This window comes from Tabrizicola sp. (assembly GCF_030694085.1).
Lineage (GTDB): Bacteria > Pseudomonadota > Alphaproteobacteria > Rhodobacterales > Rhodobacteraceae > Tabrizicola.
Map to the genome: position 1 here is coordinate 196,219 of NZ_JAUXZE010000082.1, position 25,111 is coordinate 221,329.

At 65.0% G+C, this 25,111-nt stretch carries 22 protein-coding genes; 15 read left to right on the top strand and 7 right to left on the bottom strand.

All coding sequences use genetic code 11. The features are described from left to right. The first annotated feature begins 116 nt into the window (after nt 1–116). The 4 genes from Q8M85_RS19590 (at nt 117) to Q8M85_RS19605 (ending at nt 5,708) form a co-directional block, all read left to right on the top strand. Nucleotides 117–1,964, top strand: a complete 1,848-nt coding sequence (locus Q8M85_RS19590; RefSeq protein ID WP_305547719.1) for an ABC transporter ATP-binding protein — start codon at nt 117–119, stop codon at nt 1,962–1,964. 82 nt (nt 1,965–2,046) lie between these two features. Next, nucleotides 2,047–3,903 carry an ABC transporter ATP-binding protein gene (locus Q8M85_RS19595; protein ID WP_305547721.1) on the top strand — a complete coding sequence of 619 codons (1,857 nt, stop codon included), beginning with the start codon at nt 2,047–2,049 and terminating at the stop codon, nt 3,901–3,903. Continuing rightward, a complete protein-coding gene (locus tag Q8M85_RS19600) occupies nt 3,900–5,126 on the top strand; it encodes a class I SAM-dependent RNA methyltransferase (protein WP_305547723.1) in 1,227 nt (408 codons plus the stop codon). The genes Q8M85_RS19595 and Q8M85_RS19600 overlap by 4 nt, the downstream gene beginning before the upstream one ends. 90 nt (nt 5,127–5,216) lie before the next feature. Beyond that, nucleotides 5,217–5,708, top strand: a complete 492-nt coding sequence (locus Q8M85_RS19605) for a murein L,D-transpeptidase family protein (protein ID WP_305547724.1) — start codon at nt 5,217–5,219, stop codon at nt 5,706–5,708. 42 nt (nt 5,709–5,750) lie between these two features. Here Q8M85_RS19605 and Q8M85_RS19610 read toward each other — a convergent pair whose 3' ends face one another. Continuing rightward, nucleotides 5,751–6,257 (bottom strand): CAP domain-containing protein, encoded by a 507-nt coding sequence (locus Q8M85_RS19610; protein ID WP_305547727.1) that lies wholly within the window; start codon nt 6,255–6,257, stop codon nt 5,751–5,753. A gap of 178 nt (nt 6,258–6,435) precedes the next feature. Between Q8M85_RS19610 and Q8M85_RS19615 the strand changes: the two genes are divergently transcribed. Continuing rightward, the gene (locus Q8M85_RS19615) at nt 6,436–7,029 is read left to right on the top strand and encodes a L,D-transpeptidase (RefSeq protein ID WP_305547729.1); all 594 of its coding nucleotides are present in this window, start codon (nt 6,436–6,438) and stop codon (nt 7,027–7,029) included. 91 nt (nt 7,030–7,120) lie between these two features. On the opposite strand, the gene Q8M85_RS19620 is transcribed toward Q8M85_RS19615, so the two are convergent. The 4 genes from Q8M85_RS19620 to Q8M85_RS19635 form a co-directional block, all read right to left on the bottom strand. Continuing rightward, nucleotides 7,121–7,471: a DUF5368 domain-containing protein gene (locus Q8M85_RS19620; RefSeq protein ID WP_305547731.1), complete on the bottom strand. Its 351-nt coding sequence runs from the start codon at nt 7,469–7,471 to the stop codon at nt 7,121–7,123. A 12-nt stretch (nt 7,472–7,483) separates the two neighbouring features. Continuing rightward, on the bottom strand, nt 7,484–8,827 hold the full coding sequence (locus Q8M85_RS19625) for an NAD(P)/FAD-dependent oxidoreductase (protein WP_305547733.1): 1,344 nt from the start codon (nt 8,825–8,827) through the stop codon (nt 7,484–7,486). A 230-nt stretch (nt 8,828–9,057) separates the two neighbouring features. Next, the gene (hemH, locus tag Q8M85_RS19630) at nt 9,058–10,155 is read right to left on the bottom strand and encodes a ferrochelatase (RefSeq protein WP_305547735.1); all 1,098 of its coding nucleotides are present in this window, start codon (nt 10,153–10,155) and stop codon (nt 9,058–9,060) included. 51 nt (nt 10,156–10,206) lie between these two features. Further along, nucleotides 10,207–11,040, bottom strand: a complete 834-nt coding sequence (locus tag Q8M85_RS19635) for a methyltransferase domain-containing protein (RefSeq protein WP_305547737.1) — start codon at nt 11,038–11,040, stop codon at nt 10,207–10,209. Nucleotides 11,041–11,063: 23 nt separating this feature from the next. On the opposite strand from Q8M85_RS19635, the gene Q8M85_RS19640 reads away from it, so the two are divergent. From Q8M85_RS19640 to Q8M85_RS19670, 7 genes are all read left to right on the top strand, one after another. Further along, nucleotides 11,064–11,786: a double zinc ribbon domain-containing protein gene (locus Q8M85_RS19640; protein WP_305547739.1), complete on the top strand. Its 723-nt coding sequence runs from the start codon at nt 11,064–11,066 to the stop codon at nt 11,784–11,786. Between the two features lie 35 nt (nt 11,787–11,821). Further along, nucleotides 11,822–12,079, top strand: a complete 258-nt coding sequence (gene grxC / locus Q8M85_RS19645) for a glutaredoxin 3 (protein ID WP_305547741.1) — start codon at nt 11,822–11,824, stop codon at nt 12,077–12,079. Continuing rightward, nucleotides 12,079–12,909 carry a carbon-nitrogen hydrolase family protein gene (locus Q8M85_RS19650; RefSeq protein ID WP_305547743.1) on the top strand — a complete coding sequence of 277 codons (831 nt, stop codon included), beginning with the start codon at nt 12,079–12,081 and terminating at the stop codon, nt 12,907–12,909. The genes grxC and Q8M85_RS19650 overlap by 1 nt, the downstream gene beginning before the upstream one ends. Continuing rightward, the gene (locus Q8M85_RS19655; protein ID WP_305547745.1) at nt 12,906–13,349 is read left to right on the top strand and encodes a MarR family winged helix-turn-helix transcriptional regulator; all 444 of its coding nucleotides are present in this window, start codon (nt 12,906–12,908) and stop codon (nt 13,347–13,349) included. Before Q8M85_RS19650 ends, Q8M85_RS19655 begins: the two co-directional genes overlap by 4 nt. A gap of 121 nt (nt 13,350–13,470) precedes the next feature. Beyond that, a complete protein-coding gene (locus Q8M85_RS19660) occupies nt 13,471–15,567 on the top strand; it encodes a YjbH domain-containing protein (protein ID WP_305547747.1) in 2,097 nt (698 codons plus the stop codon). Next, the gene (locus Q8M85_RS19665) at nt 15,564–16,256 is read left to right on the top strand and encodes a YjbF family lipoprotein (RefSeq protein ID WP_305547749.1); all 693 of its coding nucleotides are present in this window, start codon (nt 15,564–15,566) and stop codon (nt 16,254–16,256) included. The genes Q8M85_RS19660 and Q8M85_RS19665 overlap by 4 nt, the downstream gene beginning before the upstream one ends. A gap of 171 nt (nt 16,257–16,427) precedes the next feature. Beyond that, entirely contained in the window at nt 16,428–16,625 is a 198-nt protein-coding gene (locus Q8M85_RS19670; protein WP_305547751.1) for a hypothetical protein, read from the top strand. Nucleotides 16,626–16,629: 4 nt separating this feature from the next. On the opposite strand, the gene Q8M85_RS19675 is transcribed toward Q8M85_RS19670, so the two are convergent. Together Q8M85_RS19675 and Q8M85_RS19680 are read right to left on the bottom strand one after the other, a co-directional pair. Beyond that, entirely contained in the window at nt 16,630–20,142 is a 3,513-nt protein-coding gene (locus tag Q8M85_RS19675) for a translocation/assembly module TamB domain-containing protein (RefSeq protein WP_305547753.1), read from the bottom strand. Further along, nucleotides 20,142–21,977, bottom strand: a complete 1,836-nt coding sequence (locus Q8M85_RS19680; RefSeq protein ID WP_305547755.1) for an autotransporter assembly complex family protein — start codon at nt 21,975–21,977, stop codon at nt 20,142–20,144. Before Q8M85_RS19680 ends, Q8M85_RS19675 begins: the two co-directional genes overlap by 1 nt. A gap of 144 nt (nt 21,978–22,121) precedes the next feature. Here Q8M85_RS19680 and Q8M85_RS19685 point away from each other — a divergent pair, with 144 nt between their 5' ends. The 3 genes from Q8M85_RS19685 to nusA all read left to right on the top strand — a co-directional run bounded on the left by Q8M85_RS19685 (nt 22,122) and on the right by nusA (nt 25,106). After that, complete coding sequence (locus Q8M85_RS19685) at nt 22,122–22,748, top strand: class I SAM-dependent methyltransferase (protein WP_305547759.1); 627 nt, start codon at nt 22,122–22,124, stop codon at nt 22,746–22,748. A gap of 129 nt (nt 22,749–22,877) precedes the next feature. Then, nucleotides 22,878–23,483, top strand: a complete 606-nt coding sequence (rimP, locus tag Q8M85_RS19690) for a ribosome maturation factor RimP (RefSeq protein WP_305547761.1) — start codon at nt 22,878–22,880, stop codon at nt 23,481–23,483. Nucleotides 23,484–23,495: 12 nt separating this feature from the next. Beyond that, entirely contained in the window at nt 23,496–25,106 is a 1,611-nt protein-coding gene (gene nusA, locus Q8M85_RS19695) for a transcription termination factor NusA (RefSeq protein WP_305547763.1), read from the top strand. Nucleotides 25,107–25,111 lie beyond the last annotated feature (5 nt).

Genomic DNA, 25,111 nt, shown 5'->3' on the forward strand with positions numbered 1-25,111 from the left:
ACCAGCATGGACAACGGGACCTCGCCAAGACTCACCTGAGTTGGCCGATCCCGTCGTGGCGGCCGCCTGCAGGCACCGCTTCACTCCATTGCCGCACTTTTCTTCGGGTCCTCCCCATGTTCCGTTTCCTCGAAAACCTCGTCGATCCCTATCAGCCCTATGTCGAACAGGACGCCCCTCCCACAAGGCTGTGGCCCTTCCTGAAGGACTACATCCGCCCGTTCAAAGGCGTCTTCGCGGTCACCGCCCTGTTTTCGGTCGGCAACGCGGTGCTGGATGTGGGCATGATCTGGTATCTCAGCCGCCTTGTGGACCTGATGACGGGCCAGTCCCCGCAGGCCTTCCTGGAAAACCACTGGGGCGAGATCCTGATCGCCGCGCTGGTGATCCTGGTCGTCCGGCCGCTGGTCGCGGGCGGCTCGGTGGGCCTGTTGCACAATACGATCCTGACCAACTTCGGCACGATGATGCGCTGGCGGGCGCACCGGCATGTGCTGCGTCAGCCCGTCGGCTGGTTCGAAAGCGATTTCGCCGGGCGCATCGCCAACCGGATCATGCAGGCCCCGCCCGCGGCCGGGGATGCGGTGTTCCAGGTCTTCGACATGGCCGCCTTCGCCGCCGCGACCTTCATCGGCGCGCTGCTGATGCTGGCCGATGCCGATCCCCGGCTGATGATCCCGCTTTTGATCTGGCTGGTCGCCTACATCGCCCTGATGCGCTGGACAATCCGCCGCGCCGGTCCCGCCGCCACGGCCTCCAGCGACGCGCGCAGCGCCGTCACGGGCCGCGTGGTGGACAGCTACACCAACATCCACTCGGTCAAGCTGTTCGCCCATCAGGATTCCGAGCTGAACTACGCCAAGGAATCCATCGAAAACGCCCGCACCACCTTTCAGAAGGAAATGCGGATCGTCACCCGGATGGACATCGCCCTGACCTTCATCAACGGGCTGATGATCCTCGGCGTCTCCAGCCTGGCGATGTGGCTCTGGACCCATGACCTTGCCACCGTCGGCGTCGTCGCCGGGGCCGTCGCACTGGTCCTGCGCCTTCACTCCATGACCTACTGGATCATGTGGGCCTCGACCCAGTTGGTGCAGAACCTCGGCACCCTGGCCGAAGGGATGGAGACGATTGCCCAGCCCGTCACACTGGTCGACAAACCCGGCGCACAGCCCTTGAATTTCCAGCAGGGTCTTCTGGAACTGAAAGACGTCTCGCACCACTATGGGCGCGGGTTCGGTGGGCTGAAGAACGTCACCCTCACCATCCGTCCCGGCGAAAAGATCGGCGTCGTCGGCCGGTCGGGCGCGGGGAAATCCACCCTGGTCAAGCTGATCCTGCGCTTCTACGACACCGAAAGCGGCGCGATCCTGATCGACGGCCAGAACATTGGCGACGTGACGCAAGAGTCGCTCCGCCAGAAGATCGGCATGGTCCAGCAGGACAGCAGCCTTCTTCACCGTTCCGTCCGCGACAACATCCTGTATGGCCGCTCCGAGGCGTCGGAAGCCGATATGATCGCTGCCGCCAAGAAGGCCGAGGCGCATGACTTCATCCTGACGCTGGAGGATCCCCAGGGCCGCCAGGGCTACGACGCCCATGTCGGCGAACGCGGGGTGAAACTGTCGGGCGGCCAGCGCCAGCGCGTCGCCATCGCCCGCGTGATCCTGAAGGACGCTCCGATCCTGATCCTGGATGAAGCGACCAGCGCCTTGGACTCCGAGGCCGAGGCCGCCATCCAGGGCGCCCTCTACGGCGTGATGGAGGGCAAGACGGTGATCGCCATCGCCCACCGCCTGTCCACCATCGCAGCGATGGACCGGATCGTGGTGCTGGAGGACGGCGAAGTGGTCGAGGACGGCCCCCACGCAGAGCTTCTCCGCAAGCGCGGCCTCTATGCCCGCTTCTGGGCGCGGCAGTCGGGCGGCTTTATCGGTCTGGAAGAGGAAGCGGCGGAGTGATCCGCCGCTTTCTAACGGAACTGATCCCCCCTTCGAAGCGTAAACCCTTGCTTCACCCCAAGGACCGGCCTACCTCAGCTCCATGAGCGCCCTTCAAAGCCTCGGCTCCCTTATCGACGCCTTCCGCCCCGCCGACGGCCCCCCGCCGCAACGGCTGGGCGCGTTCATGCGCTGGTCGCTGGCGGGCAGCTGGCCGATGCTGGTGGTGGCGGGCTTCCTGTCGTCACTGGCAGGCGTCACCGAAGTCGTCAGCGCCCTCATTCTCGGCTGGGTGATCGACGCCGCCGTCAACTCCGGCCCGACCGACTTCTTCGCCGCCCACTGGTCGCTGGTGGTCTGGTTCCTGGTCTTCTACATCCTCCTGCGACCCCTCGCCTTCGCCGTCTCCTCGGCCTCAAACAGCATCATCATCGGTCCGAACGTGATGCCCCTCGTCCTGTCCCGCCTGCACCGCTGGACCCTGGGCCAGGCCGTCACCTTCTTCGACAACGACTTCGCCGGTCGCATCGCGCAAAAGCAGATGCAGGCCGCCCGCGCCGTCACCGACGTGGCGACCGAAGTCATCAACACCGTCTGCTTTGCCCTGGCCTCGGTCATCGGCTCGGTCGCCTTCCTGATCGCGGTCGACGCCAAGGTTGCCGTCGCCCTTCTTGTCTGGCTGATCGCCTATGTCTGGTTGATCCGCTTCTTCATGCCGATGGTGCGCAAGAACTCTGCCGCCCGCGCCTCGTCGCGCGCGATGGTGTCGGGGCAGGTCGTCGACACGATCACCAATATCAAGACCGTCAAGCTTTTCGCCCACCATGCCTTCGAGGACCGCGTCGCCCTTGACGCGATGGAGGTGTTCCGCGAACGCTCCCTCGAATTCGGCGTCATCTCCACCTGGTTCCGCTTTGCGCTGATGCTGCTGGCGGGTGTCCTTCCCGTCCTTCTGATCGGCGGCACCGTCATGCTCTGGCAACAGGGCAGCGCCACCGCAGGCGACATCGCCGCGGCCGGGGCCATCGCGCTGCGCATCGCGCAGATGTCGGGCTGGGTCAGCTTCACGCTGATGTCGATCTATACCTCGGTGGGCGAGGTCGAGGACGGGATGCGGACGCTCTCGGTTCCCCACACGCTTGCAGATGCGCCGGATGCCACGCCGATGCCGCGCATCAAGGGCGAGATCCGCTTTGATCACGTGACCTTCGCCTACGGCCGTCAGCGTGGCGGCGTCCAGGACATCGACCTGACCATCCGGGCCGGGGAAAAACTGGGCATCGTCGGGGCAAGCGGGGCCGGGAAATCTTCGCTCGTCTCCCTCCTCCTGCGCCTCTACGACCCCGAACAGGGCCGCATCACCATCGACGGTCAGGACGTGCGAAGCGTGACGCAAGAGTCTCTCCGCCGTCAGATCGGCATGGTCACGCAGGAAACCGCGATGTTCAATCGCAGCGCACGCGACAATATCGCCTACGGCCGACCCGAGGCCAGCCAGGACGAGATCGTCGCCGCCGCAAGGGCCGCCGAGGCGGATGAGTTCATCTCGACCATGCTCGACCACAACGGCCGCAAAGGCTACGACGCCTTCCTTGGCGAACGCGGGGTCAAGTTGTCGGGTGGTCAGCGCCAGCGCATCGCCCTTGCCCGCGCCTTCCTGAAAGATGCGCCGATCCTGGTTCTGGACGAAGCCACCTCTGCGCTGGACAGCGAAGTCGAGGCCAGCATCCAACAGGCGCTCGGCCGCGTGATGCAGGGCAAGACCGTCCTTGCCATCGCCCACCGCCTGTCGACCATCGCCGCAATGGACAGGATCATCGTCCTGGACCGTGGCCGGATCGTCGAAATCGGCAGCCATGACGAGTTGCTGGCCAAGGATGGGCTTTACGCGCGCTACTGGAAGCGGCAATCAGGCGGCTTCATCGGCGTTGAAGACGAAGAAGCGGAAGCGGCAGAGTGATCGTCACCATTGACCGACTGGGTCACCTTGGACACGGCATCGCGGCCAATCCGGGCACAGGCTCCATTTTTGTACCCGGCACCCTACCCGGAGAGGTCGTCGAAGGCACACCAGAGGGCGACCGCCTCCTTGAGCCGAAGATCATCACCCCCTCGCCCGACCGGGTGAAGCCTCCTTGCCGCCACGCCCGCGCTTGCGGAGGCTGTCAGTTGCAGCACGCCTCCGAGGCCTTCGTGGCCCGGTGGAAGCAACAGGTCGTGGAAACCGCCCTGTCTGGCCAAGGCCTGACCGCTGACTTCCTGCCCCTCATCACCTCGCCCCCGAACTCTCGCCGCCGCGCGACGCTCTCGGCCCGCCGCACCAAGTCCGGGGCGCTTATCGGCTTTCACGCCCGCGCCTCGGACACCATCGCCGAGATTCCCGACTGCCAGCTCCTCCACCCCGGCATCCTTGCCGCCTTCCCTGGCCTGAAAGCGATGGTCATGACCGGAGGATCGCGCACGACCGAACTCTCCTTGCAGGTGACATTGACCCGTGGGGGACCAGATGTTGTGGTCACTGGCGGCAAGCCGCTAGACAGCGCCCTTCGGATGGACCTCGCTCGCCTGGTCGAAACCCACGCCTTTTCCCGCCTGACCTGGGACGGCGAGACCGTCGCCCTCCGCGACCGCCCGGCCCTGACGATGGGCACAGCAACTGTGGTCCCCCCGCCCGGTGCCTTCCTGCAAGCCACCGCCGAAGGTGAAGCCGCCCTTCTGGCAGCTGTCCGCCAAGCCCTCGGCCCACAGAAACGTGTGGTTGACCTCTTCTCCGGCGTCGGCACCTTCACCCTGCCGCTTGCCGAAACGATGGAGGTTCACGCCGTCGAGGGCGACCCGGCCATGACCAAGGCCCTCGACCTTGCCGCCCGCAACACCCCGAACCTGCACCGGATCAGCGTTGAGACCCGCGATCTCTTCCGCCGCCCGCTGGAACCTGACGAGCTGCTCATCTTTACCGGAGCCGTCATCGACCCCCCGCGCGCCGGGGCCGAGGCGCAGACGCAAACTCTGGCCGCCTCCAAAATCCCGGTGATCGCCGCCGTCTCCTGCAACCCGGTCACCTTCGCCCGCGATGCCAAGGCGCTGATCGGGCAAGGCTACCGCCTCGACTGGGTCCGGGTCGTCGACCAATTCCGCTGGTCCACCCATATCGAGTTGGTGGCCCGCCTGTCGCGTCCCTGACACATCCGTGAAGCCCCCGGCCCTTTGCCGCACTAGGCAAATCGCCCGGTTTCATGTACCCATGGGAAAAAAATACGGGCGGGCAAGGGCATGCGGTTTATCGGTTGGCTGGCGATCCTGGTGGCGGTGATCGGCCTTTCGGGCTGTGGTTCGAAATTCAAACGGTACAACGGTCCGGAAGTGACCCAGGTCCAGGTCCACAAGGCCGACCGCAAGATGTACCTGTTCCACCACGACAAGATTCTGAAAACCTACGACATCGCCCTTGGCTTCGCGCCCCAGGGTCACAAGCAGTTCGAAGGCGACGGCAGGACGCCCGAAGGCCAGTACTTCATCAGCCACAAGAACCCGGAGTCCAACTTCCACCTCTCGCTCGGCATTTCCTACCCGAACCAGGCCGACATCGCCTTCGCCGAAGCCCAGGGCAAATCCCCCGGTGGTGACATCTTCATCCACGGCGGCCCGAAGAAGCCGGTCACCAGCCGCGACTGGACCTGGGGCTGCATCGCCCTGACCGACAAGGAAATGGAGCGGGTCTATTCCATGGTCAAACCCGGCACTCCGATCTTCATCCTGCCATGAAAAAGGGGCCCGAAGGCCCCCGATCCGCAGTATGACGGGGGATCAGCTCCCCGTTACCATCGTCCACCAGATCTTCCCGTTCGGCTCTTGGAACCAAGAGAAGCCCAGCCGGGTCGCCATCGGGTCCATGATCACCACGCGGGTATCGTCGCGCTGCATCCAGGACGACAGCGTCTCCAGCTCGGTCTCGTAGGTCTCCGAGATGTTCTCGCCCAGAAGCCGCCCGGTGAACCCCGCGCGCTGCGCCCGGACCAGCGGCGAAGAGCCGTCGGACCCGAAATGCCACGGCCGGTTCTGCACCGACATGTCCCGCGCATGGGTTGCCGCAGCGGCTGTCAGGTTTGCGTCGAACGACACCGGAGGCAGCGCCTTCGCAGCCCGCAACGTATTCATCGCATCCAGGAAGCGGAAAGATACCTCCCGCTCATCGGCGATCCGGTAGACCCGCGGCAGCGGCTTGCCGTCCGCACCCAGCTGAGGCTCGCCCGTCGTCGCACAGGCCGCAAGCGCCAGGAACAGGCCCTGCGCCAGGAAAACGCGTCTATCCATTCTGTCCACCAGATCAGAGCCGCGCGAAGCGGCCATTCGGGCTCTCCTTAGCCGAAGGTTGCGGCAGGTTCAAACGGGCATCTTGGCGATAGGCGGTTGCTAACAGGTCTTTGATTTGCGCCTGCACCGCAAAGCAGCTATACGCAGCGCGAAACACGGTCTTGCAGGAGTATCAGCCATGTCGAACGGTCCGATCAACCGTCGCGCGGTTCTGGGTGGTGTGGTTGGTGCCGCCAGTCTGGCAGCCTTGCCCGCCTTTGCACAGGATGGCAGCACCGAATTTACCCAGCCGGCGTCGGCTTCGGTGCGCAACAATGTCTCCAGCTTCCGCATGCTGCGTTGGCAGGACTACTTCGACAACACCCGCAACGGTGTGATCCTGGCTGACACCACGTCGCGCGCTTTGCACTACTGGTCGGAAGACCAGTCGATCTACCGTCTCTACCCGACCTCGGTCCCGCTGTCCGAAGAGCTGACGCGCCGCGGCATGACTTCGGTCATCCAGAAGGTCGTCAATCCGACCTGGCGGCCCACAGTCTCGATGAAACAGCGCAACCCTGATTGGCCCGATGTTGTCGAAGGCGGGGCGCCTGACAATCCGCTGGGGTCGCGCGCGCTCTATCTCGGCTGGGAGGCTTACCGCGTCCACGGCACCCACGACACCCGCAAGATCGGCCGCCGCTCCTCGAACGGCTGCATCGGGCTTTACAACGAACACATCGAAGAGCTGTTCGAATTCGCCAGGATCGGCACCCAGGTCCGCCTGATCTGACCATTCACGGCGTGAATGATCAATGGGCCGCCCGGCATTTTAGCCAGGCGGCCCATTTGTTTTCAGTGGACGCCCCGCGCAGGCGCGCAGGTCAGTTCTGGTTTCCGCGGACCAAGGACTGCGCTGTATAGACCAGTATTGCCATTCCGATTGCGCCAACGGCGGCAACGGCAAGAAGGACAATCGCGTCGATCGGGCCACCCATGTCACCAAGGCCCGAGCTTGTCACCTCAAGCATGAACAGGACGGCCAGGATCGCCCCGATGGGCATGGACAGTTGCGCCACCAGGAACTTGCGCATCGACATGGCGCGGTCCCGAATCAGGACATAAAGATACAAGGCCGTCACGATCAGCGCCGCGGCGACCATCGCCCAGAATAGTCCGCGTCCGAAGATTTCTTCAAAGACCGCGACCAGAGTTTCAAGGGTCAGTTCCTTCATGGTCTTGGCTCCTTATGCCTTGCCGCGCAGCATCGCGTTGTAGGTGGCCTTCAGCGCCACCTCTTTCATCAGCCAGCTGATCCACAGTTCTTCCAGCGGGGCGATCAGGCCGGGGAAACTGGGCACCAGGTTGTTGCTGTAGTCGAATTCGATCAGCATGGCGCTACCCACACGGGTGATCAGCGGGCAAGAGGTATAGCCGTCATAGACCTCGGTTCCCTCTTTGCCCTGCAGCGCGGCGACCAGATGGTCTTCGATCACCGGAACCTGCCACTTCACGCTTGCCGCGGTCTTGCCTTTTGGGACGCCCGCGACATCGCCCAATGCGAAGATCTCGGGATAGCGCAGGTGGCGCATCGTCTTCTGGTCACATTCGACCCAGCCCTGATCGGTCCACTTGTCTGCCCAGCTCAATCCCGACTGGCGGATCACCTCGGGCGCGCGCTGCGGCGGGATGACGTGCAGATAGTCGTAGGGCATTTCAACCGTCGTCTTGATCTCTTCCTTGGTCGTCGTATCGATCTCGGACTTCTCGAACATCGCACGCTTCTGGCCCGGTTCGATCGAGACAAGCTTGTGCTGCAGATGGGTCTTGATTCCGCGTTGGCCCATCAGCATGCGCACCTTTTCCGCTACAATCGGCACGCCGAAAAGCGCGCCTTGCGGGGCGGTGTAGTGCACTTCGAACTTCCCGGCGCCGACAGTGCGGCTGGCGATGTCCTCAAGCAGAAATGCATGTTTCAGGGGGGCCCCAGCGCATTTCATCTCTGTCGAGGGCCGCGTCATCACGGCCACCCCGCCCTCTTCGGTGAACTTGCGGGCGGCCTCCCAGGTTCGCGCCGCATGCTCGGGGCCGGCATAAAGCGCCCCGATTCCGTTCTGGCCCACCATGTCAAGCGAGAAGCCCGGAATGGCATCGTGATCAAGCACAAGACCGGGCGCCACAACGAGGAAGTCGTACTCCAGTTTTGTTCCGCCCGCTGTCGTTACGGTCTTGACCAGGGGATCGATTGCAGCCGCAGCTTCCGGCACCAGCGTCACACCTGCGGGTAGCCAATCCGTCGTCTTCGAGACGACATAGGATGCGGGCTTCAGCCCGGCGGCGACCAGCGACAGACCAGGCTGGTAAAGATGCTCAGCGCGTGGGTCGACGATGGTTATCGTCGCGCCGTCCAGGCGCTTGACAAGCCGGTTGGCCATTGCGGTGCCACCGGCACCCGCGCCGATGATTACGATGCGCGCCTTGGTGGCCAGGCGGTTCCCATAGGCCGCCCCCCCTGTCACCGTTGCGGCCGCTCCGGCTGCGGCAAGGCTAAGGAACCCGCGCCGTGTCGTGAAAGGGGATGAACCCGCCATGCATGTCTCCTCCGAAATCGCTACGCCAATCCTACCAGCAGAGAACGCCGTTCGGGTTGATTCAAATCACTATAGCTTCAAAGCTTAAAATATCAAACAATAAGTGCGGACCAGAATCTTGCCGAAAAAGCGCGACAGCTGAGGGCTCCACCAAGGTTAAGGCCACCCTAACGGATTCTGGTATATTATTGATATTTATAAGAATATTGGAAGTGTCCACCGTGGACAATTCAGGCCTGTCGCAGCCACCCGCCCAGGTTTTCCTCGATCACCGCCACCAGCGCCTCGATATGGGCCGTATCATCGTTCAGGCAGGGAATGTACGTGAAGCTCTCCCCACCCGCATGTTCGAAAGCTTCCCGGATCTCGCCGTTGATCTCTTCCAGCGTCTCGATGCAGTCGGCCGAGAAAGCCGGAGCCATCACCGCGATCCGCTTCTTCCCCGCCTTCGCCAGTTCCGCCACATGCTCGACCGTGTAGGGTTTCAGCCACTCCTCACGCCCGAAGACGGACTGGAAGGTCGTGTCGATCGCCCCTTTCTCCCACCCCAGCCTCTCCCGCAGCAGACGTGTCGTCTTGGCGCACTGGCAGTGGTAGGGGTCGCCCTCCATCAGGTAGCGCTTTGGCATCCCGTGGTAACTGGCGACCAGCACATCGGGCCGGTGGTCCAGCCCGGCATAGACCGCCTCGACCGACTTTGCGAGCGCGTCGATATACAGGGGATGGTCGAAATACTCGGCCACGGTCCGCACCGCAGGCTGCCGCTTCTCCTTCATCAGAGCGCGGAAGAACTGGTCGTTCGCAGTGGCCGAAGTCGCCCCGGCGTAGTGGGGGTAAAGCGGGAAGAACAGCACCTTCTCGCACCCTGCGGCCACCATCGCCCTCACCTTCTCGTCGGTCGAGGGATTGCCATAGCGCATGCAGAAGTCGACCATGATGTCAGCCCCGTGCCGTTCCGCGATCATCTCGGCAATCGCCGCGGTTTGGGCTTTGGTGATGGTCAGTAGCGGGCTTTCGTCCAGGTCTTCGTTCCAGATGAGCTTGTAGTTGGCTCCCGAGGTGAAGGGCCGCTTCGTCAGGATGATCAGCTGAAGCAGCGGCTGCCACTTCCAGCTGGGAATATCGACCACCCGCTTGTCCGACAGAAATTCGTTAAGATAGCGCCGCATCGACCAGTAGTCATAGGCGTCCGGCGTTCCCAGGTTGGCCAAAAGGATCCCGATCCGCGCCTTGCGGACGCGGGGGTGGTCGGCGGGGGCGTGTGCAAGGCGGCCTTCGCCTGGGGCGACGTCGGTCCCAGTCACGGCTCCGGTCCGGGCATCCAGCATGGTGTTCTTCCCAATGGTTCATGGGGGGACATAAGGGGTTGGTCGGCAGGGTCAACCGTCTTTGAGGGGCTTCTCGGGCACACCCAGCGCATCTGCCAGCCGCGACCGCGCCGATCCAGGCCGCAAGGGCTGCTGCTGGCTTTCATGCGGGACCCAGCCGGTCAGCACGACCAGCTCTGCCGTAGCCGCCAGCCGACCCTCGGAGGTGCCGTAGCTTCCCGCGTAGATACGCCCAGCCTCGGCCAGAACCGCGCGGCGGGTAAAGCGGCGCAGGCGGCCGGCCAGGGCGTTCGTCTCGCCCGCAGCACGAAGGTCGGACAACAGTCCCGGAAAACTGCGATACTGGACCGTCTGGACCAGGCTGTCGGCCACCGGCAGGGCAAAGCCAGCCCGCTGCATGAGCCCGCCCAGATCCCGAATCTCGCCCATCGGCACCACGCGGGGCGAGAGACCGCCGGTCACTGCCGCCTCGGCCTCGGCCAGGCAGGCGCGGAGTTCCTGCAGGCTGCGGCCCCCTGGCAGAACCACCAGGCACAGACCGTCAGGCTGCAACGCCCGGCGGCACTGGACCAACTGGCCCACGGGGTCATTCGCCCAATGTAGCGCCATGAAGTGCACGACAAGATCGTGCGCGCCTGGTTCCAGCGCGATCAGATCAGCGTCGGGAACCATTGCCGAGGTCGGAAAGCCGGTGAAAATCTGGGGATAAGCCGTCACCACGGCGGGCGACGTAAACCTTTTGTTAACTTCGCTGAGTCTCTCCTGCAGGTCATCAAGGGCCAGGCGGTGCAGGAACAGCGCATCGTCATGGCCGGGCAATGCGCGGGCACGGGCACGGTGGCGGGCCAAGGCCGTTCGGTCGGTCAGGATGGGCGGCTGGGTCATCGGCGGGACTTTAGGAGCGGAGAATGGGATTGCAAGGCGCGCTGCAGCTACTTTACCCGCCGCAGTGCATTTCCTGTTCGGCCCCCGTGCAAAGCGACTTCGGTCTGTGCGCCGACTGCTGGCGCGAAACGCCTTTCATCAGCGGCCTGGTCTGCGACCAGTGCGGCGTGCCGCTGCCGGGCCAGGACGCCAGCGAGCGCGCGCTTTGTGACGACTGCTTGACCATCGCGCGCCCCTGGGACCGGGGCCGCGCTGCGCTGATGTATGACGAGAACGGGCGGCGTCTGGTCCTTGCGCTGAAGCACGGCGATCGGATGGACCTTGCGCGGCCCGCCGCGGGCTGGATGCTGAGAGCGGCACAGCCGATCCTGAAGCCCGACATGCTGGTCGTGCCGGTACCGCTGCACTGGATGCGGCTGTTCCGAAGGCGTTTCAACCAGGCGGCCCTGCTGTCTCGAAACATCGCCAAGGCGGCGGGGCTGGACCATTGCCCGGACGCCCTGATCCGCAGACGGTCAACGGGCAACCAGGATGGAAAGACCCGGGACGCCCGCTTTGCCAATCTGATCGAGGCGTTCGCTGTTCCCAAGAGCCGGGAGAAGCAGGTTCGCGACCGCGACGTGCTGGTGGTCGATGATGTAATGACTTCGGGTGCGACCTTTGCAGCGGCAAGTGAGGCGCTTTTTGCGGCAGGCGCGCGCTCGGTTTCGGTACTGGGGCTGGCGCGCGTTGCGAAAGGCGGCTGAACCCCTGTAGACTGGCGCGCAAAGAGGAATCCGCGATGCGCCCGGTCGAAATCTACACCACTCCGTTCTGCCCCTACTGCCACGCCGCCAAGCGGCTCTTGCAGAAGAAGGGGGTCAATTACTCTGAAATCGACGTCAGCCAGGACTCCGACCTGCGCGCCAAGATGACCCAGCGGGCGAATGGCCGGCGGACGGTGCCGCAGATTTTCATTGGCGGGCAGCATGTCGGCGGCTCGGACGATCTGCACGCACTGGATCATGCCGGGAAGCTTGACCCGATGCTGGCCGATTGATGCGCGTCGGTCTGATCCAGTTGACGGTCACCGACGACCCGGCGGCGAACCTGCCGGTGACCTTGGGCTATATCCGGCAGGCCGTTACACAGGGCGCGGGTTTTGTCCTGACGCCCGAACTGACCAACGGCCTGTCCTCCAGCCGCGCCCACCAGCGCAACGTCTTCCGGCATGAGGAGGACGATGAGACGCTGGCCACCCTGCGCGCCGAGGCGAAGACGGCGGGGATCTGGCTGCTGATCGGCTCTCTGGGTGTGCTGACCCATGACGCCGACGGTCGCTTTGCCAACCGCAGCTTCCTGATCGCGCCGGACGGCGGCATCGCCGCGCGCTACGACAAGATCCACATGTTCGACGTCAATGTCTCGGCGACCGAGGTCTACCGCGAAAGCGAGGGCTATCGGCCGGGGTCGAAGGCGGTGGTGGCAGAGACCCCTTTTGCCAGGATCGGGATGACGGTCTGCTATGATGTCCGCTTTCCGACGCTGTATCGGCGGCTGGCGCAGGGCGGGGCGCAGGTGATCACGGTTCCTGCAGCCTTCAACCACATCACCGGTGCGGCGCATTGGGAAACCCTGTTGCGCGCCCGAGCGATCGAGACGGGCTGCTTTGTCCTGGCTCCGGCACAGACCGGCTTCCATCCCGAAACGCAGGGGAAGGGTCGCAAGACCCACGGCCATTCGCTTGCCATCGCGCCCTGGGGGGAAATGCTGGCGGACGCAGGGACCGAACCGGGCGTGACGCTGGTGGACCTGGACCTGGGCCGCGTGGCCGAAGCGCGGGGCAGGGTGCCCTCGCTGACGCATGACCGGGACTTCGACGGGCCATGAGCGCGGAAAAGGCCGACGACATCGCGGTAGCCCTGTTCGGCGAGCTGTTCATGGCCGACCAGCTGGCGCGCAACCGCATCTCGAAGGTCCTGCCGAAGGGGATGGAGCTGTCGCATTTCAGCGTGCTGAACCATCTGGCGCGGATCAACGACGAACGGACCCCGGCCCAGCTGGCGAAGTCGTTCCATGTCACGCGCGGAGCGATGACCAACACGCTGACCAAGCTTGAATGGGCGGGACACGTCCACATCCGCCCGGATTGGGAGGATGCCCGGCAGAAATTCGTGGCGATCAGCCCCTCGGGCCGGTCCGCGCGTGAGTCAGCCCTGGCCAGCGTCGTCCCCCTGATTGCCGAGGTCGTGCAGGCCATCGGCGCCGACCGGGTGCGGGCGCTGCTCCCGGTCCTGCGCGAGCTGCGGATCAAGCTTGAAGACGGCTGATCTTGGGGCATGTCCGAAAAGCCATAGCTCTACGGGTTCCACTCGGCCGTAGCCTTATATCCCTTGCCCTGTCCGCTGTATCTTCGCATAGATTGGGCCATAATCCCAAGAACCGGTCGCCATGCAGCCTACGTCCCGCCTTTTCGCCTTGCTTGCCCTTGGCACCGCGCTGGTCAGCGCCCCCGCTCTGGCCGAAATGTCGGGCACGCTGAACCTGAACGGTGCGACGGGCCTGATCGACATGCCCTCGGGCGATGCGCAGAAGGATGCGACGTTTTCGTTCTCGACCGCGCTGATCGGGCCGGTCAGCCGGGCGACGCTGAGCTTTCAGTTCAGCGAAAGGCTGTCGGGGTCGTTCCGCTTCCAGACCTGGCGCGACTGGGACACGCTGATCCCGGGCGACAGTGAGGAAAGCGACCGCAGCATCGACTTGCGGTATCAGGTGCTGAAGGAAGGCAAGATCGCCCCGGCACTGACCATCGGGTTGCAGGACCTGACGGGGCAAGGGCTGTTCGCATCGGAGTATGTCGCGGCGACGAAAACCTTCGGTGACAAGGTCAAGGTGACGGCGGGTCTGGGTTGGGGGCGGCTTGGCAGCGATGGCGGCATCGGATCGCCCTTCGGCAGTCGGCCTCCGGTCGATCCGACAGGGGTGCCCAATGCCGACCAGTGGTTCCGCGGCGAGGCGGCTCCGTTTGCGGGCGTAGAATACAAGGTCAACGATAACTGGACCTTGAAGGCGGAATACTCCTCGGACGCCTATGTGCTGGAGGACGCCGAGCGCGGGTTGATCGAACGCGACAGCCCGTTCAACTTTGGCGTCGAATACCAGCGCAACCCCTATATGCGCTTCGGCGCCTATTCGCTGTACGGGTCCGAGTTTGCCTTGGCCTTCCACATCATCCTGGACCCGAAAAGCCGGGCCACAGGCGGTATCGTCGGCAAGGCCCCCGTCCCGGTCAAGGCGCGGCCCGCTCGTGCCGCAGACCCCGAGGCCTATGACAGCGGCTGGGTCAGCCAGCCCGACGCCGGACCGATCCTGCGGCAGAACCTGGCAAAGCGGCTGGCCAAGGATGGGATCGCGGTCGAGAATCTGGCCTATACGGCGGACACCGTGCAGGTTCGCATCCGCAACGGCCGGATCGACGCCGGATCGCAGGCCATCGGCCGCACGGCACGGGCGCTTAGCCATGTGATGCCCGCCTCGGTCGAGGTGTTCGAAATCGTGCCGGTGGTGAACGGAATCGGCGCGTCCAAGGTCACCATCCGCCGCAGCGACCTGGAGGCGCTGGAATACACCGCCGACAACGCGACCCTGCTGCGTGAGCGCGTGACGGTCACCGATGCCGGACCCGCCCCGGCCTGGTCGTTGGGCGACGAAGATCTTTACCCGAAGTTCCGCTGGAGCCTTCGCCCCGTCGTCCGCCTGTCCGAACCGATGGAGGGCGACATCGGACTACGACTGTCGGCGAACTATGACATGGCACCGGGCTGGGTGCTTTCGGGGTCGATCTACAAGGAACTCGTCAGCAACCGCGAGGCATCTGCCTCGACCTCGACCTTGCCGCATGTCCGCACCGATGGGTCGCGCTACAACGAGTTCGGCGATCCGGCGCTGGAGAAGCTGACGCTGGCCTGGTTCGCCCGCCCGGCCGACAGCCTGTATTCCCGGGTATCTGTCGGCTATCTGGAGCGGATGCACGCCGGGGTCTCGGGCGAGCTTCTGTGGAAGCCGGTAGACAGCCAGCTCGCGCTGGGGGCCGAGGTGAACTATACCAAGCAGCGCGACACCGATGGGGGCCTTGGTTTCGGCGAATACGACTATGACATCGTCACCGGCCATGTCTCGGCCTACTATGATTTCGGTAACGGCTACCTTGGCCAGCTGGACGTGGGCCGCTACCTGGCGGGCGATGTGGGCGCGACCATGTCGGTCGACCGCGTTTTCGCCAACGGTTGGCGCGTCGGCGCCTTTGCCACGGTCACCGATGTCAGCGCCGAGGATTTCGGCGAGGGCGGGTTCGACAAGGGCATCCGTCTTACCATCCCGTTCAACTGGGCGCTGGGCACCGATACCCGCCGCGGCTTCGACCTGAACTTCCGACCCAACGGCGGCGACGGCGGCGCGCGGCTTAACGTCGACGACCGGCTCTACCAGTCGATCCGGGAGTATCACACGGACGGGCTTGACCCCGACTGGGGAAGGGTCTGGCGGTGAAGCATCTGAAACTGGCGTTGGCCGGGCTGGCGGCTTTTTCCGTGCTGGCGGGGTGCGGCAACGACAAGACCCCCAATCCGATGGCCGCGGCCGTCGGAGCCGTGGCGAAGACCGGCATGGCGAAGCTGAAGGGGCAGTCAGCTGAGGCCGCCCCCGCCGCCCAACCCGCATCGCCGAAAGACCTGCGGGCAGAGCTGGCGAAAGCGGGCCAACCGATCCTGCTGGTGTCGTCAACGGCGCTGGGTCAGACCGGGTTCCTGACCGTCAGCGACGCGAAGGGCGGCGTGCTGACCTGGGCCACCCCCGACGGTGCGACCTTCTCGCAGCGTGATGGCGTGCTGATCCAGACCCGCGGCCTTGGCTTCGACCTGATGTCGGCCCAGGTCCCCTCGGTCGGGCAGCTTCGGCAGGTCGGAACGCCCTACCAGCGCGTCTACTTCTTCCTGGGCCCCGACGACCAGGGGACGCGGCGCACCTATGATTGCGTGACCGCCAGCGTCGGTACCGAAAGCATCGAGGTCCTGGGCCGCACCCATGCGACCACCCGTCTGACCGAGACCTGCACCCGCAGTTCCGGCGGCGGCAAGGTCACCAACGAGTTCTGGATCGACGGCGCGATGATTCGGCAGTCGCGCCAATGGGTCAGCGCCGGTCTGGGCTACATCGACTTCGCCCGCGTGATCGACTGACCTTCTGCACTTAATTCGACCCAAGCCCGGCGTTTCGTGCCGAAACTGCTGCAGTTTGCGCGCAGTTTAGGGTAATCTTTACCGATCCGGTTCAGAACCCATGCAATGGACAGGCCGGACGCCTATCCTTGGAAACTGACGCCGATACGGACACGCTGACAGGAGGGCCGGATGAAATCGCTGATCGCAGTCGCGCTATCCTTGGTGCTTGCGGCCCCGCTTCAGGCCGGTGGCCCGGTCGTCGTGGTGGAAGAACCGCCCGTCGTGGTCGAGGAGGGAGCTGCTTCCAGCAAGGGTCTTCTGCCCTGGCTGATGGTGCCCCTGGTTCTTTGCATCGTGATGTGCGGCGCGGACGACGAGGCGGATTGACCGCCTAGTAGTCCTTTTCCAGGAAGACACCGATCCCGGTTTCGCCATCGGCGCCCACGCGCCCCTTGACCGTCACGCCTTCGCGCAGGTCCAGGTTCAAGTTGATCTGGCTTTTGCCGTCCTGGTCGATCTCGACCTCGGTATAGACGTTCTCCGAGATGTATTTTCCCGCCTTCAGCGCCGCCGACCCGTCCTCGGACGTGGTCACGTCCAGGTCATCCAGCCCGAAGTTCCGGCGCAGGTTGCCCACCAGCCCCTCGCCGCTCCGGCCCGCCAGAACGGCCACGGCATTGGCCAGCTGTGCGGCTTGCAAGGCCGAGATCTTGTCCAGCCCACGACCGAACAGAAGCTGGGCCAGCACCTCTTCCTGCGGCAGCTCTGGCGATGAGGTGAAACGGACGACCGGGTCATTCGCCGGGCCCTCCACCGTCACCGTGCTGGTGATCCCGCCGCTGTCCGTGCTGGCTGCCACACTGATCTGCGGGATGAGACTGCCCTCCAGGCTTAGGTCCGCGCGCGACAGGACGAGCCTTCGGCCCAGGATCTCCAGCCGACCCCGGATCAGCTGGAAGCTGCCAGCCGGAAGGACATTGGCGGTCGTCCCCAGAAGGCGCAGCTCTCCCCCCAGTTCTGCGTCGATCCCCCGTCCTCGGATGAAGACTTGCGAGGGGGCAAGGATGGTAATGTCCAGTGCGATGGGCCGGGCCTGCTCGCGGTTCCCGCGTCCGCCGGTGTCACCCAGCAGGCCCGCCTTGCGGCGCGTCTCGCGGACCGGAGCGGGTTCGCGCGCATGGTCGATGTCCAGCAGTGCGGCCGCCGAACTGAAGCCCGAGGCGGGGACCCGGACCTCGGTCTCGGACAGGCTGAGCGTGCCGGACAGAAGCGCCCCGCCCAGCAGCGGACCACGCAAGGCCAGGGTGCCGCTGACCCGGGTGTCGAAAAGCTCCGGGTCGTACAGACGCAGCGCGTCCAGCGTCAGAGCAAGGTCGGCGTCGCGCGCGCCGGTCAACCGGATCGGCCCATCCACCCGCAGCCGCCCGCCGGACGACAGGCCCGACGTCGCCTGAAGCTGCAGCGACCCACCTTGCAGCGTGCCGATCGCCTCGACCCCCTGCAGCGAAAGGCCGAGGTTCGGATCGACGATGCGCCCACCCGACAAGGTGACGCGTCCCGACAACGATGCCAACGTCAGCGGCCCGTCCAGCCGCAGATCATAGCCGATGTCCCCCGAGGCGGACCTTGGCGCAATGAACAGGTTCGCCAGCCCCGCCGCCCCGGACCCCCGGATCGCCAGGTCCGCCGAGCCGAACCCATTCGCGATGCGCCCCTCCACCGTGGCTCGGATCTGGCCTGGCCCCGCGCCGGTCAAGTCTATCGCATAGCCTGTGGCATCTTGCGTGGCAGTGCCCGCAAATGTGAGCGGACCCTCAAGTTCAGGGACGAACAGGCCCAGGTTCGCCAGCCGCGCTTCCAGATCTATCCGCCGCACATCGTCCGCAATCTCGCCCCGTGCGGTGCCCGAAAGCTGCGGGTTGGCCAGCCGGGCCATGCGCACCTGCAAGACACCATCCTTCAAGCCCAGGTCCAGCTCCAGCCAGCTTTCCCCCGCCAGAAGCCTGTCGGCCTGTGGGCTGCCCAGCCGCAGCGACTGCCCGGTCCCCGACAGTTGTATCTGCCCGTCCCTGGGCTGGCCGGTGAAGCTGCCCTTCAGCGCCAGAGCCCCACCATAGCCCGGTCCCAACACTGACAAGTCGTCCAGGCGGACCGTTCCCGAAAGGTTAGATCCTTCGTTCGACAGCGTGCCGTCGGCCTTCGCCACCAGCCCCCCCGCAACAAGGTCAAGGTTGCGCAACAGGGTTCCGCTTTCGTCCCGGCGGATCGAGGCGACAAGCGTCGAGCGCCCGGCCAGAAGTCGGTCGACCTGTGGCACGTCAAGGCTAAGGCCGATGCCGTCGAAGGCAAGGTCCAGATCGAAGAACCCCGACAACCGGCTGGCCGAACCACTGGTGACCAAGGTCCCGGACCCGCCAAGCGGTCGCCCCGCCAGCCCCGAGAACCGGGCGAAGTCCTCAGCCTGCACCGTCAGTTTGCCGCTGGCCAGGAAGGCATCCTTCAGCCCTTCGACCTTGACCGCCCCCAGCGCGGTCAACCCGGCACCGTTCAACCGGATGTCCGACAGCTGCAACGCCCCGGCGCCTTCCCGGACGAACATTCGCAGCGAGCCTTCGATCTCGGTTCCCAAGGCGCGGGCCAAAGCGGGATCGGTCGGCGCGATCCCTGAGGCCGCAAGGGTCAGGGTCCCGCCAAAGCTGTTCCCGGCGGTCGACCGTCCGATCCGCCCCGAACCGCTCAACTCTGCCCGTGCCAGCTTCAGGTCTGGGCGGTCAAGGCCCTGTATCACGACCTCGCCCGACCAGCCTTCCCGTCCGGTCAGCGTCTTCAGACGGAAATCCGCCCGCGCAAGTCGGGTATCGGCTGCGAACGGAAGAGCCACGGGTTCGCCATCCGGCGCGGCAAGCGTTCCGGTCACGTCGAACCACTCGGGCAACCCGTCCGCCGCGATCTCGGCCGTGCCGCCCAGCGTCAGCGACCGCGCCGTGAGGTCAAAGCGGTCAACCGTGGTCCGTCCAGCCTCGGACCGCCGCGCATCCAGCTTCAGCGCGACCTCGTTGCCGAAGAACGCCACCTGATCCGGCGCAAGGACCGGAGCAAGGTCGCCGGACAAGTCCGCCAGCAGGCGATACCCCGACGGCTCGGCAGCTTGAAGCTGCACGCTGCCCTGCAGCCGCTCGGCCCCGTCCGTTGCCAGGGTCACATCCGCAAGGAAATCGTCGATCGTCCCTTCGCCCTGCACCCGAAGCGAGGCCGAGGGTCGTCCCGGCACGCCCAGCAGGTTCACGAAGATCCCCTCGGCATCCTCTTCCGCCACCAGATCCAGCCCAAGCACCCGCGTCGCGTTGGAATAGGACGCGTCCAGCGTGATCTCGCCCTGTGGCCCTTCGCCTGTGCGCAGAAGGTCCAGGTTCGCTCGTCCCTCGCCGCCCGACAGCTGCATCGAGGCTTCCAGCGTCCCCGAGACGGCCTGGCCCAGCACTTCGGGCGCAAGCTCGATCCGCTCGGCCGCCACCCGGTCGACGCTGATCGACACCGGCAGCTCTGGCAGGCTGAAACCCGAAGCTTCGACCTTTGGCGTGCCATCGTCCGTCTCGGGTAGCCGCGCGATGATGATCTCTTGCGCCGAAAGCTCGCTGACGTTCAGTTCCCCCGAGAACAGCGCCGAACGGCTCCAGTCCAGCACCACGCCATTCAGCGTGATCCAGATGCCCTTGTCGTCGGCTATGGTCAGCTGCTGGATGGTCGCCTGCGACGACAGCGCGCCCGCAAAGCCCGTCACAGTCACCCGACGCCCGGCATCCGACAACGTGTCCTCCAGGAAGGCCGTCAGGTAATCGCGGTCACCCTCCTGCGCGAAGGCAGGCGCGGCGGTCAGGCAGGCGATCAGAAGTAGCCGCCGCATCAGAAGGATTGCCCCAGGCCGACATAGATCTGCACCCCGTCGCCGGTCGTGCCGCTGATGGGCGAGGCGACATCCAGCCGGATCGGTCCAAGGCCGGTCTCGTAGCGCAGCCCAAGGCCCGCCCCGGCGTGCGAACTTGAAAATCCTCCCGTGAAACCGTCCAGCCCGATGCTGCCCCAATCCACGAACCCGACCACGCCGATCTTGTCGCTGACCTTGGCCCGTGCCTCCAGCGATCCGGCCAGGAAATACTTGCCGCCGATCAGGAACTGCGGCCCGAACCCGCGCGTCACGGCGATGCCCAGCGACCGGTAGGGCTGCCCCCGGACCGTGCCGCCCCCACCCGAGAAGAAAAGATCGTTCCGCGGGGTTTCCAGCAGGGTCGAGCCGAAGACAGCCCCAGCTTGTGCCCGTGCGGCGATGACAAAGCGCCCAGGCTCGCCAAGGCTGCGGTAGACCCTTCCGTCCATCGTCGCCCGCAGGCCCGAACCCGTGGTGCCGAACCCGGCAAAGGGTTTGGCCTCGGCGTCCAGGTAGAAACCCTTGGTCGGGCTGTTTGCCACGTCCCTCTTGTCCCAGTTCACGCCGATGGGCAGCGACAGATTGCGGAAGGTGAAGCTGCCGCCAGGGTCGCGGCCGTCGAGATAGTCGTAGGTCAGACCGACCCGCGCCGTCAGAGTCTCGGAAAACGTGTGCGAGAACTTCAGCCCGAACGTGACCGAATCCAGCGCATAGTCGATCTCGTCTTCATGCGAATAGCCCAGCATCAGGCCCGCCGTGGTGTCTGGCGTCAGGGTCGCCGGCCGGTCCAGTGTCACCGTCAGCCCGTAGTCGATGCCGCTTTCGCCCGACCCGATGTTCGTCGCGTCCGCTGCGATGCCCAGCCGTTCGCCCCCGCCCAGCAAATTGCGGTGCAGCCACGAGGCAGACAGCGACACCCCGTCCAGGCTGGCGATTTCCGCGCCAAAAGAATAGCGGCGCGGCTTCTGTTCAACCACGGTCGCGGTGATCCCCAGCAGGTCGGGTGCCGTGACCTGCTCGTCCTCGGTCAGCGCCACGGAGGAAAAGATGCCGGTCCGCCGCAACCGGGTTTCGGCGCGGCGCAGCTCGGTCTCGCTGAAGGTCTCCCCCTCGGGCAGGCCGGCGATCTTGGCGATGCGACGCTCGCGCATCCGTTCCTCGCCAGTGATCTCCAGCCGTCCAAAGCGCAGTTTCGGACCCGGCGACAGGCCCACATCGGCGTTCAGACGCCGCGCTGCATGGTCGGCCACGACGTCTTGGCGCGTGACGAAGGCCTTGGCGTGCCCCGTCTCGCGCCAGGCCTTGATCGCTACGTCGACGGCAGAGGCCACGGCCCCACTTGCCGCCACGGCGCCCGAGCGGAACCCTTCGGGCAGTTCGGTCTCGCGTGCCAGCGGGGCGACACGTGCGACGCCAAACCGGAACGGATCACCGGGGTCCACGTCGATACGGATCGCCGAAATCGCCGTCGGGGCCTCCAAGGCCGGGATGGCTGCCGCCTCGCGCCCGTCGATGCGGATGCGGATCACGACCGAGTAATGGCCCTTGGCATACATCGCCGCCAGGATCCGCGCATAATCCGCTCTGGCGGCGGCCAGCAGGTCCTGTGGCGCGGTCTGCCCCTGCGCCTGCAGCGACCGCACTTGCGATGCGTCCTGCACCGCCTGGGTCAGGTCCCCGGACCCGCCCGCGACCACGATGTCCAGCCGGTCCAGCGCATTGGCCGACGCCGCGCCAAGGCCCAGCAGGACCGCAGCGACAGCCCCTCGGACCCGCAGCACATGACGATCGGAAAACACGTGAATGACCCTCATCGGCAGCTTCTTGCGGACTATCGCAGCTTGTGCCGACCCCTTCAATCCAAGGAAACCGATTGGGCGAAGTTGGGTTCCCGCTTGCTCCGTCATTCATCTGTGACACGCAGGCTGCATCACTGCGCCAAGGCAGGAGAATTGCACATGACCGACGACGGCTATGATCTGGACGAGGCCTATCAGATCGATGGTCCCGACGGTGCCCGCCGCATGTATGGCGACTGGGCTCCAACCTATGACGACAGCTTTGGCGCGGCCTGGGGCTACATCGCCCCGCGCGAGATTGCCGCGATCCTTGCCGCCGAGGTTGGCACGCAAGCCGAGATCCTGGACATCGGCGCGGGCACCGGTCTGGTGGCCGAACACTTGCGCGGACGCACTGTTGACGCGCTGGATATCACGCCCGAGATGCTGGAGATCGCCCGCCCCAAAGGCGTCTACCGCAATCTGATGCTGGGCGACCTGACCAAGGCGCTGGACATCCCCGACGCGACTTACGACGCGGTGATCAGCTGCGGCACCTTCACCCACGGCCATGTCGGGCCGGAGTGCTTCCCTGAACTCCTCCGCATCACCCGCCCCGGCGCGGTCTTCGCCTGCGGGACCATCGGCCCGGTGCTGGACGGGGCTGGCTTCGGATCAGAGCTGGCGCGGCTGGTGGCGCAGGGCCGGATCACGCCTGTCGCCTGGCGCGACATCCCGATCTACGAAGGCGCCGACCATCCCCACAAGGATGACCGTGGGCTTGTCATGGTGTTCCGCCGGGTCTGATCCATTGGCCCTTGCAGACTCGGGGTCGGGCGCGTATATCCCCCTCAACAGCTGCTTCGGGGTCCAAACCTGAAGCTACCGAAAGTCACGGGCGGGCCGCTGGGTCCGCTTTTTTGTTTCTGGAATCCAATGTCCGATCTGATCGCCAAGACTGCCATCGACCGCCGCCTGGCTGACATTGTCGGCCCGGTGATCGAAGGTCTTGGCTTCGAACTGGTCCGCATCCGTCTGATGGGTGGCAAGACGCGCGTGTTGCAGATCATGGCCGACCGTCCCGATGGCGGGATCGGCGTCGATGAATGTGGCGACATCTCTACCGCCGTTTCGGCTGTGATGGACGTGGAAGACCCGCTTGAGGACAACTACGTCCTTGAAGTCTCGTCCCCCGGCATCGACCGGCCGCTGACCCGGCTGAAGGATTTCGAGATGTGGAAGGGCTGGGAAGCCCGGATCGAGACGACCGAACTGATCGACGGCCGCCGCCGGTTCAAGGGCGATCTGGCGGGGGTGGAAGGGGACGAGGTCCTGATCACCATCGAGGAGTCGGGCGAAGAGGTTACCATCGGGCTGAAGTTCGACTGGCTCTCCGACGCCAAGTTGATCCTGACCGACGCGCTGATCGCCGAAATGCTGCGCCAACGGAAAGTGGCCGAGCCCACCGACGGCCAGTTCGACGAGATCGAAGAAATTGACGGGGATGAGGACGACGAGCCCGCCCCGGAAACCAAACACTAGGGAGAGACCCGCATGGCCATCACCTCTGCCAACCAGCTGGAGCTTCTGCAGACCGCCGAAGCCGTGGCGCGCGAAAAGATGATCGACCCGGATCTGGTGATTCAGGCGATGGAGGACAGCCTCGCCCGGGCCGCCAAATCCCGCTACGGCGCCGAGATGGACATCCGCGTGAAGATCGACCGCAAGACCGGCCGCGCCTCCTTCACACGCGTTCGCACCGTGGTCGAGGATGACGCGGTCGAGAATCACCACGCCCAGATCACCGTCAAGCAGGCCAAGTCCTACCTGGCCGACCCGCAGCTTGGCGATGAAGTCATTGACGAAGTGCCCCCGGTCGACCTGGGCCGAATCGCCGCGCAGTCGGCCAAGCAGGTGATCCTGCAAAAGGTCCGCGAAGCCGAGCGGGACCGCCAGTTCGAGGAATTCAAGGACCGCAAGGGCACGATCATCAACGGCGCCGTCAAGCGCGAGGAATACGGCAACGTCATCGTCGACATCGGTCGTGGCGAAGGCATCCTGCGCCGGAACGAGAAGATCGGCCGCGAAGCCTACCGCATCGGCGACCGCATCCGCTGCTTCATCAAGGACGTGCGCCGCGAACCGCGCGGCCCGCAGGTCTTCCTGTCGCGCACCGACCCGCAGTTCATGGCTGAACTCTTCAAGATGGAAGTGCCGGAGATTTATGACGGCATCATCGAGATCAAGGCCGTCGCCCGTGACCCGGGCAGCCGCGCCAAGATCGCCGTGATCTCCTACGACAACTCCATCGACCCGGTGGGTGCTTGCGTCGGTATGCGTGGTTCGCGTGTGCAGGCCGTGGTGAATGAACTTCAGGGCGAAAAAATCGACATCATCCCGTGGAACCAGGACACCGCGACGTTCCTGGTCAACGCGCTGCAGCCTGCCGAAGTCTCGAAGGTCGTGTTTGACGAAGAGGCCGGCAAGATCGAAGTCGTCGTTCCCGATGAGCAGCTGTCGCTCGCCATCGGTCGCCGTGGCCAGAACGTCCGTCTTGCCAGCCAGTTGACGGGCCTTGATATCGACATCCTGACCGAAGCCGAAGAATCGCAGCGTCGCCAGGCCGAATTCGCCGAACGCACCAAGCTGTTCATGGAGGCGCTGGATGTAGACGAGATGATGGCGCAACTGCTGGTCGCCGAAGGGTTCACCAACCTGGAAGAAGTCGCCTATGTCGACCTGGACGAACTTCTGTCCATCGACGGCTTTGACGAAGGCACCGCAGGCGAGTTGCAGGCCCGTGCTCGCGACTATCTGGAAGCCGCCAACGCCAAGGCGATGGAAAACGCCCGCGCGATGGGTGTGGAAGACAGCCTCGTGAACTTCGAAGGCCTGACGCCGCAAATGCTGGAAGCGCTGGCCCAGGACGGCATCAAGACGCTGGAAGACTTCGCCACCTGCGCCGACTGGGAACTGGCCGGTGGCTGGACCACGGAAAACGGCCAGCGCAAGAAGGACGAAGGCGTTCTGGAAAAGTTTGAAATGTCGCTTGAGGAAGCGCAGACGCTGATCATGACCGCCCGCGTGATGCTGGGCTGGGTCGACCCGACCGAACTGGAGCAGCCCGCCGACGAGGTTGCCGAAGACGAGGAGGCCGAGGCCTGATCTCA

Excerpts from the sequence above, each read along its gene's own strand:
- Q8M85_RS19590 (WP_305547719.1), top strand. The coding sequence starts at position 117 with ATGTTCCGTTTCCTCGAAAACCTCGTCGATCCCTATCAGCCCTATGTC.
- Q8M85_RS19595 (WP_305547721.1), top strand. The coding sequence starts at position 2,047 with ATGAGCGCCCTTCAAAGCCTCGGCTCCCTTATCGACGCCTTCCGCCCC.
- Q8M85_RS19605 (WP_305547724.1), top strand. The coding sequence starts at position 5,217 with ATGCGGTTTATCGGTTGGCTGGCGATCCTGGTGGCGGTGATCGGCCTT.
- Q8M85_RS19610 (WP_305547727.1), bottom strand. The coding sequence starts at position 6,257 with ATGGATAGACGCGTTTTCCTGGCGCAGGGCCTGTTCCTGGCGCTTGCG.
- Q8M85_RS19615 (WP_305547729.1), top strand. The coding sequence starts at position 6,436 with ATGTCGAACGGTCCGATCAACCGTCGCGCGGTTCTGGGTGGTGTGGTT.
- Q8M85_RS19620 (WP_305547731.1), bottom strand. The coding sequence starts at position 7,471 with ATGAAGGAACTGACCCTTGAAACTCTGGTCGCGGTCTTTGAAGAAATC.
- Q8M85_RS19625 (WP_305547733.1), bottom strand. The coding sequence starts at position 8,827 with ATGGCGGGTTCATCCCCTTTCACGACACGGCGCGGGTTCCTTAGCCTT.
- hemH (WP_305547735.1), bottom strand. The coding sequence starts at position 10,155 with ATGCTGGATGCCCGGACCGGAGCCGTGACTGGGACCGACGTCGCCCCA.
- Q8M85_RS19635 (WP_305547737.1), bottom strand. The coding sequence starts at position 11,040 with ATGACCCAGCCGCCCATCCTGACCGACCGAACGGCCTTGGCCCGCCAC.
- Q8M85_RS19640 (WP_305547739.1), top strand. The coding sequence starts at position 11,064 with ATGGGATTGCAAGGCGCGCTGCAGCTACTTTACCCGCCGCAGTGCATT.
- grxC (WP_305547741.1), top strand. The coding sequence starts at position 11,822 with ATGCGCCCGGTCGAAATCTACACCACTCCGTTCTGCCCCTACTGCCAC.
- Q8M85_RS19650 (WP_305547743.1), top strand. The coding sequence starts at position 12,079 with ATGCGCGTCGGTCTGATCCAGTTGACGGTCACCGACGACCCGGCGGCG.
- Q8M85_RS19655 (WP_305547745.1), top strand. The coding sequence starts at position 12,906 with ATGAGCGCGGAAAAGGCCGACGACATCGCGGTAGCCCTGTTCGGCGAG.
- Q8M85_RS19660 (WP_305547747.1), top strand. The coding sequence starts at position 13,471 with ATGCAGCCTACGTCCCGCCTTTTCGCCTTGCTTGCCCTTGGCACCGCG.
- Q8M85_RS19670 (WP_305547751.1), top strand. The coding sequence starts at position 16,428 with ATGAAATCGCTGATCGCAGTCGCGCTATCCTTGGTGCTTGCGGCCCCG.
- Q8M85_RS19675 (WP_305547753.1), bottom strand. The coding sequence starts at position 20,142 with ATGCGGCGGCTACTTCTGATCGCCTGCCTGACCGCCGCGCCTGCCTTC.
- Q8M85_RS19680 (WP_305547755.1), bottom strand. The coding sequence starts at position 21,977 with ATGAGGGTCATTCACGTGTTTTCCGATCGTCATGTGCTGCGGGTCCGA.
- Q8M85_RS19685 (WP_305547759.1), top strand. The coding sequence starts at position 22,122 with ATGACCGACGACGGCTATGATCTGGACGAGGCCTATCAGATCGATGGT.
- rimP (WP_305547761.1), top strand. The coding sequence starts at position 22,878 with ATGTCCGATCTGATCGCCAAGACTGCCATCGACCGCCGCCTGGCTGAC.
- nusA (WP_305547763.1), top strand. The coding sequence starts at position 23,496 with ATGGCCATCACCTCTGCCAACCAGCTGGAGCTTCTGCAGACCGCCGAA.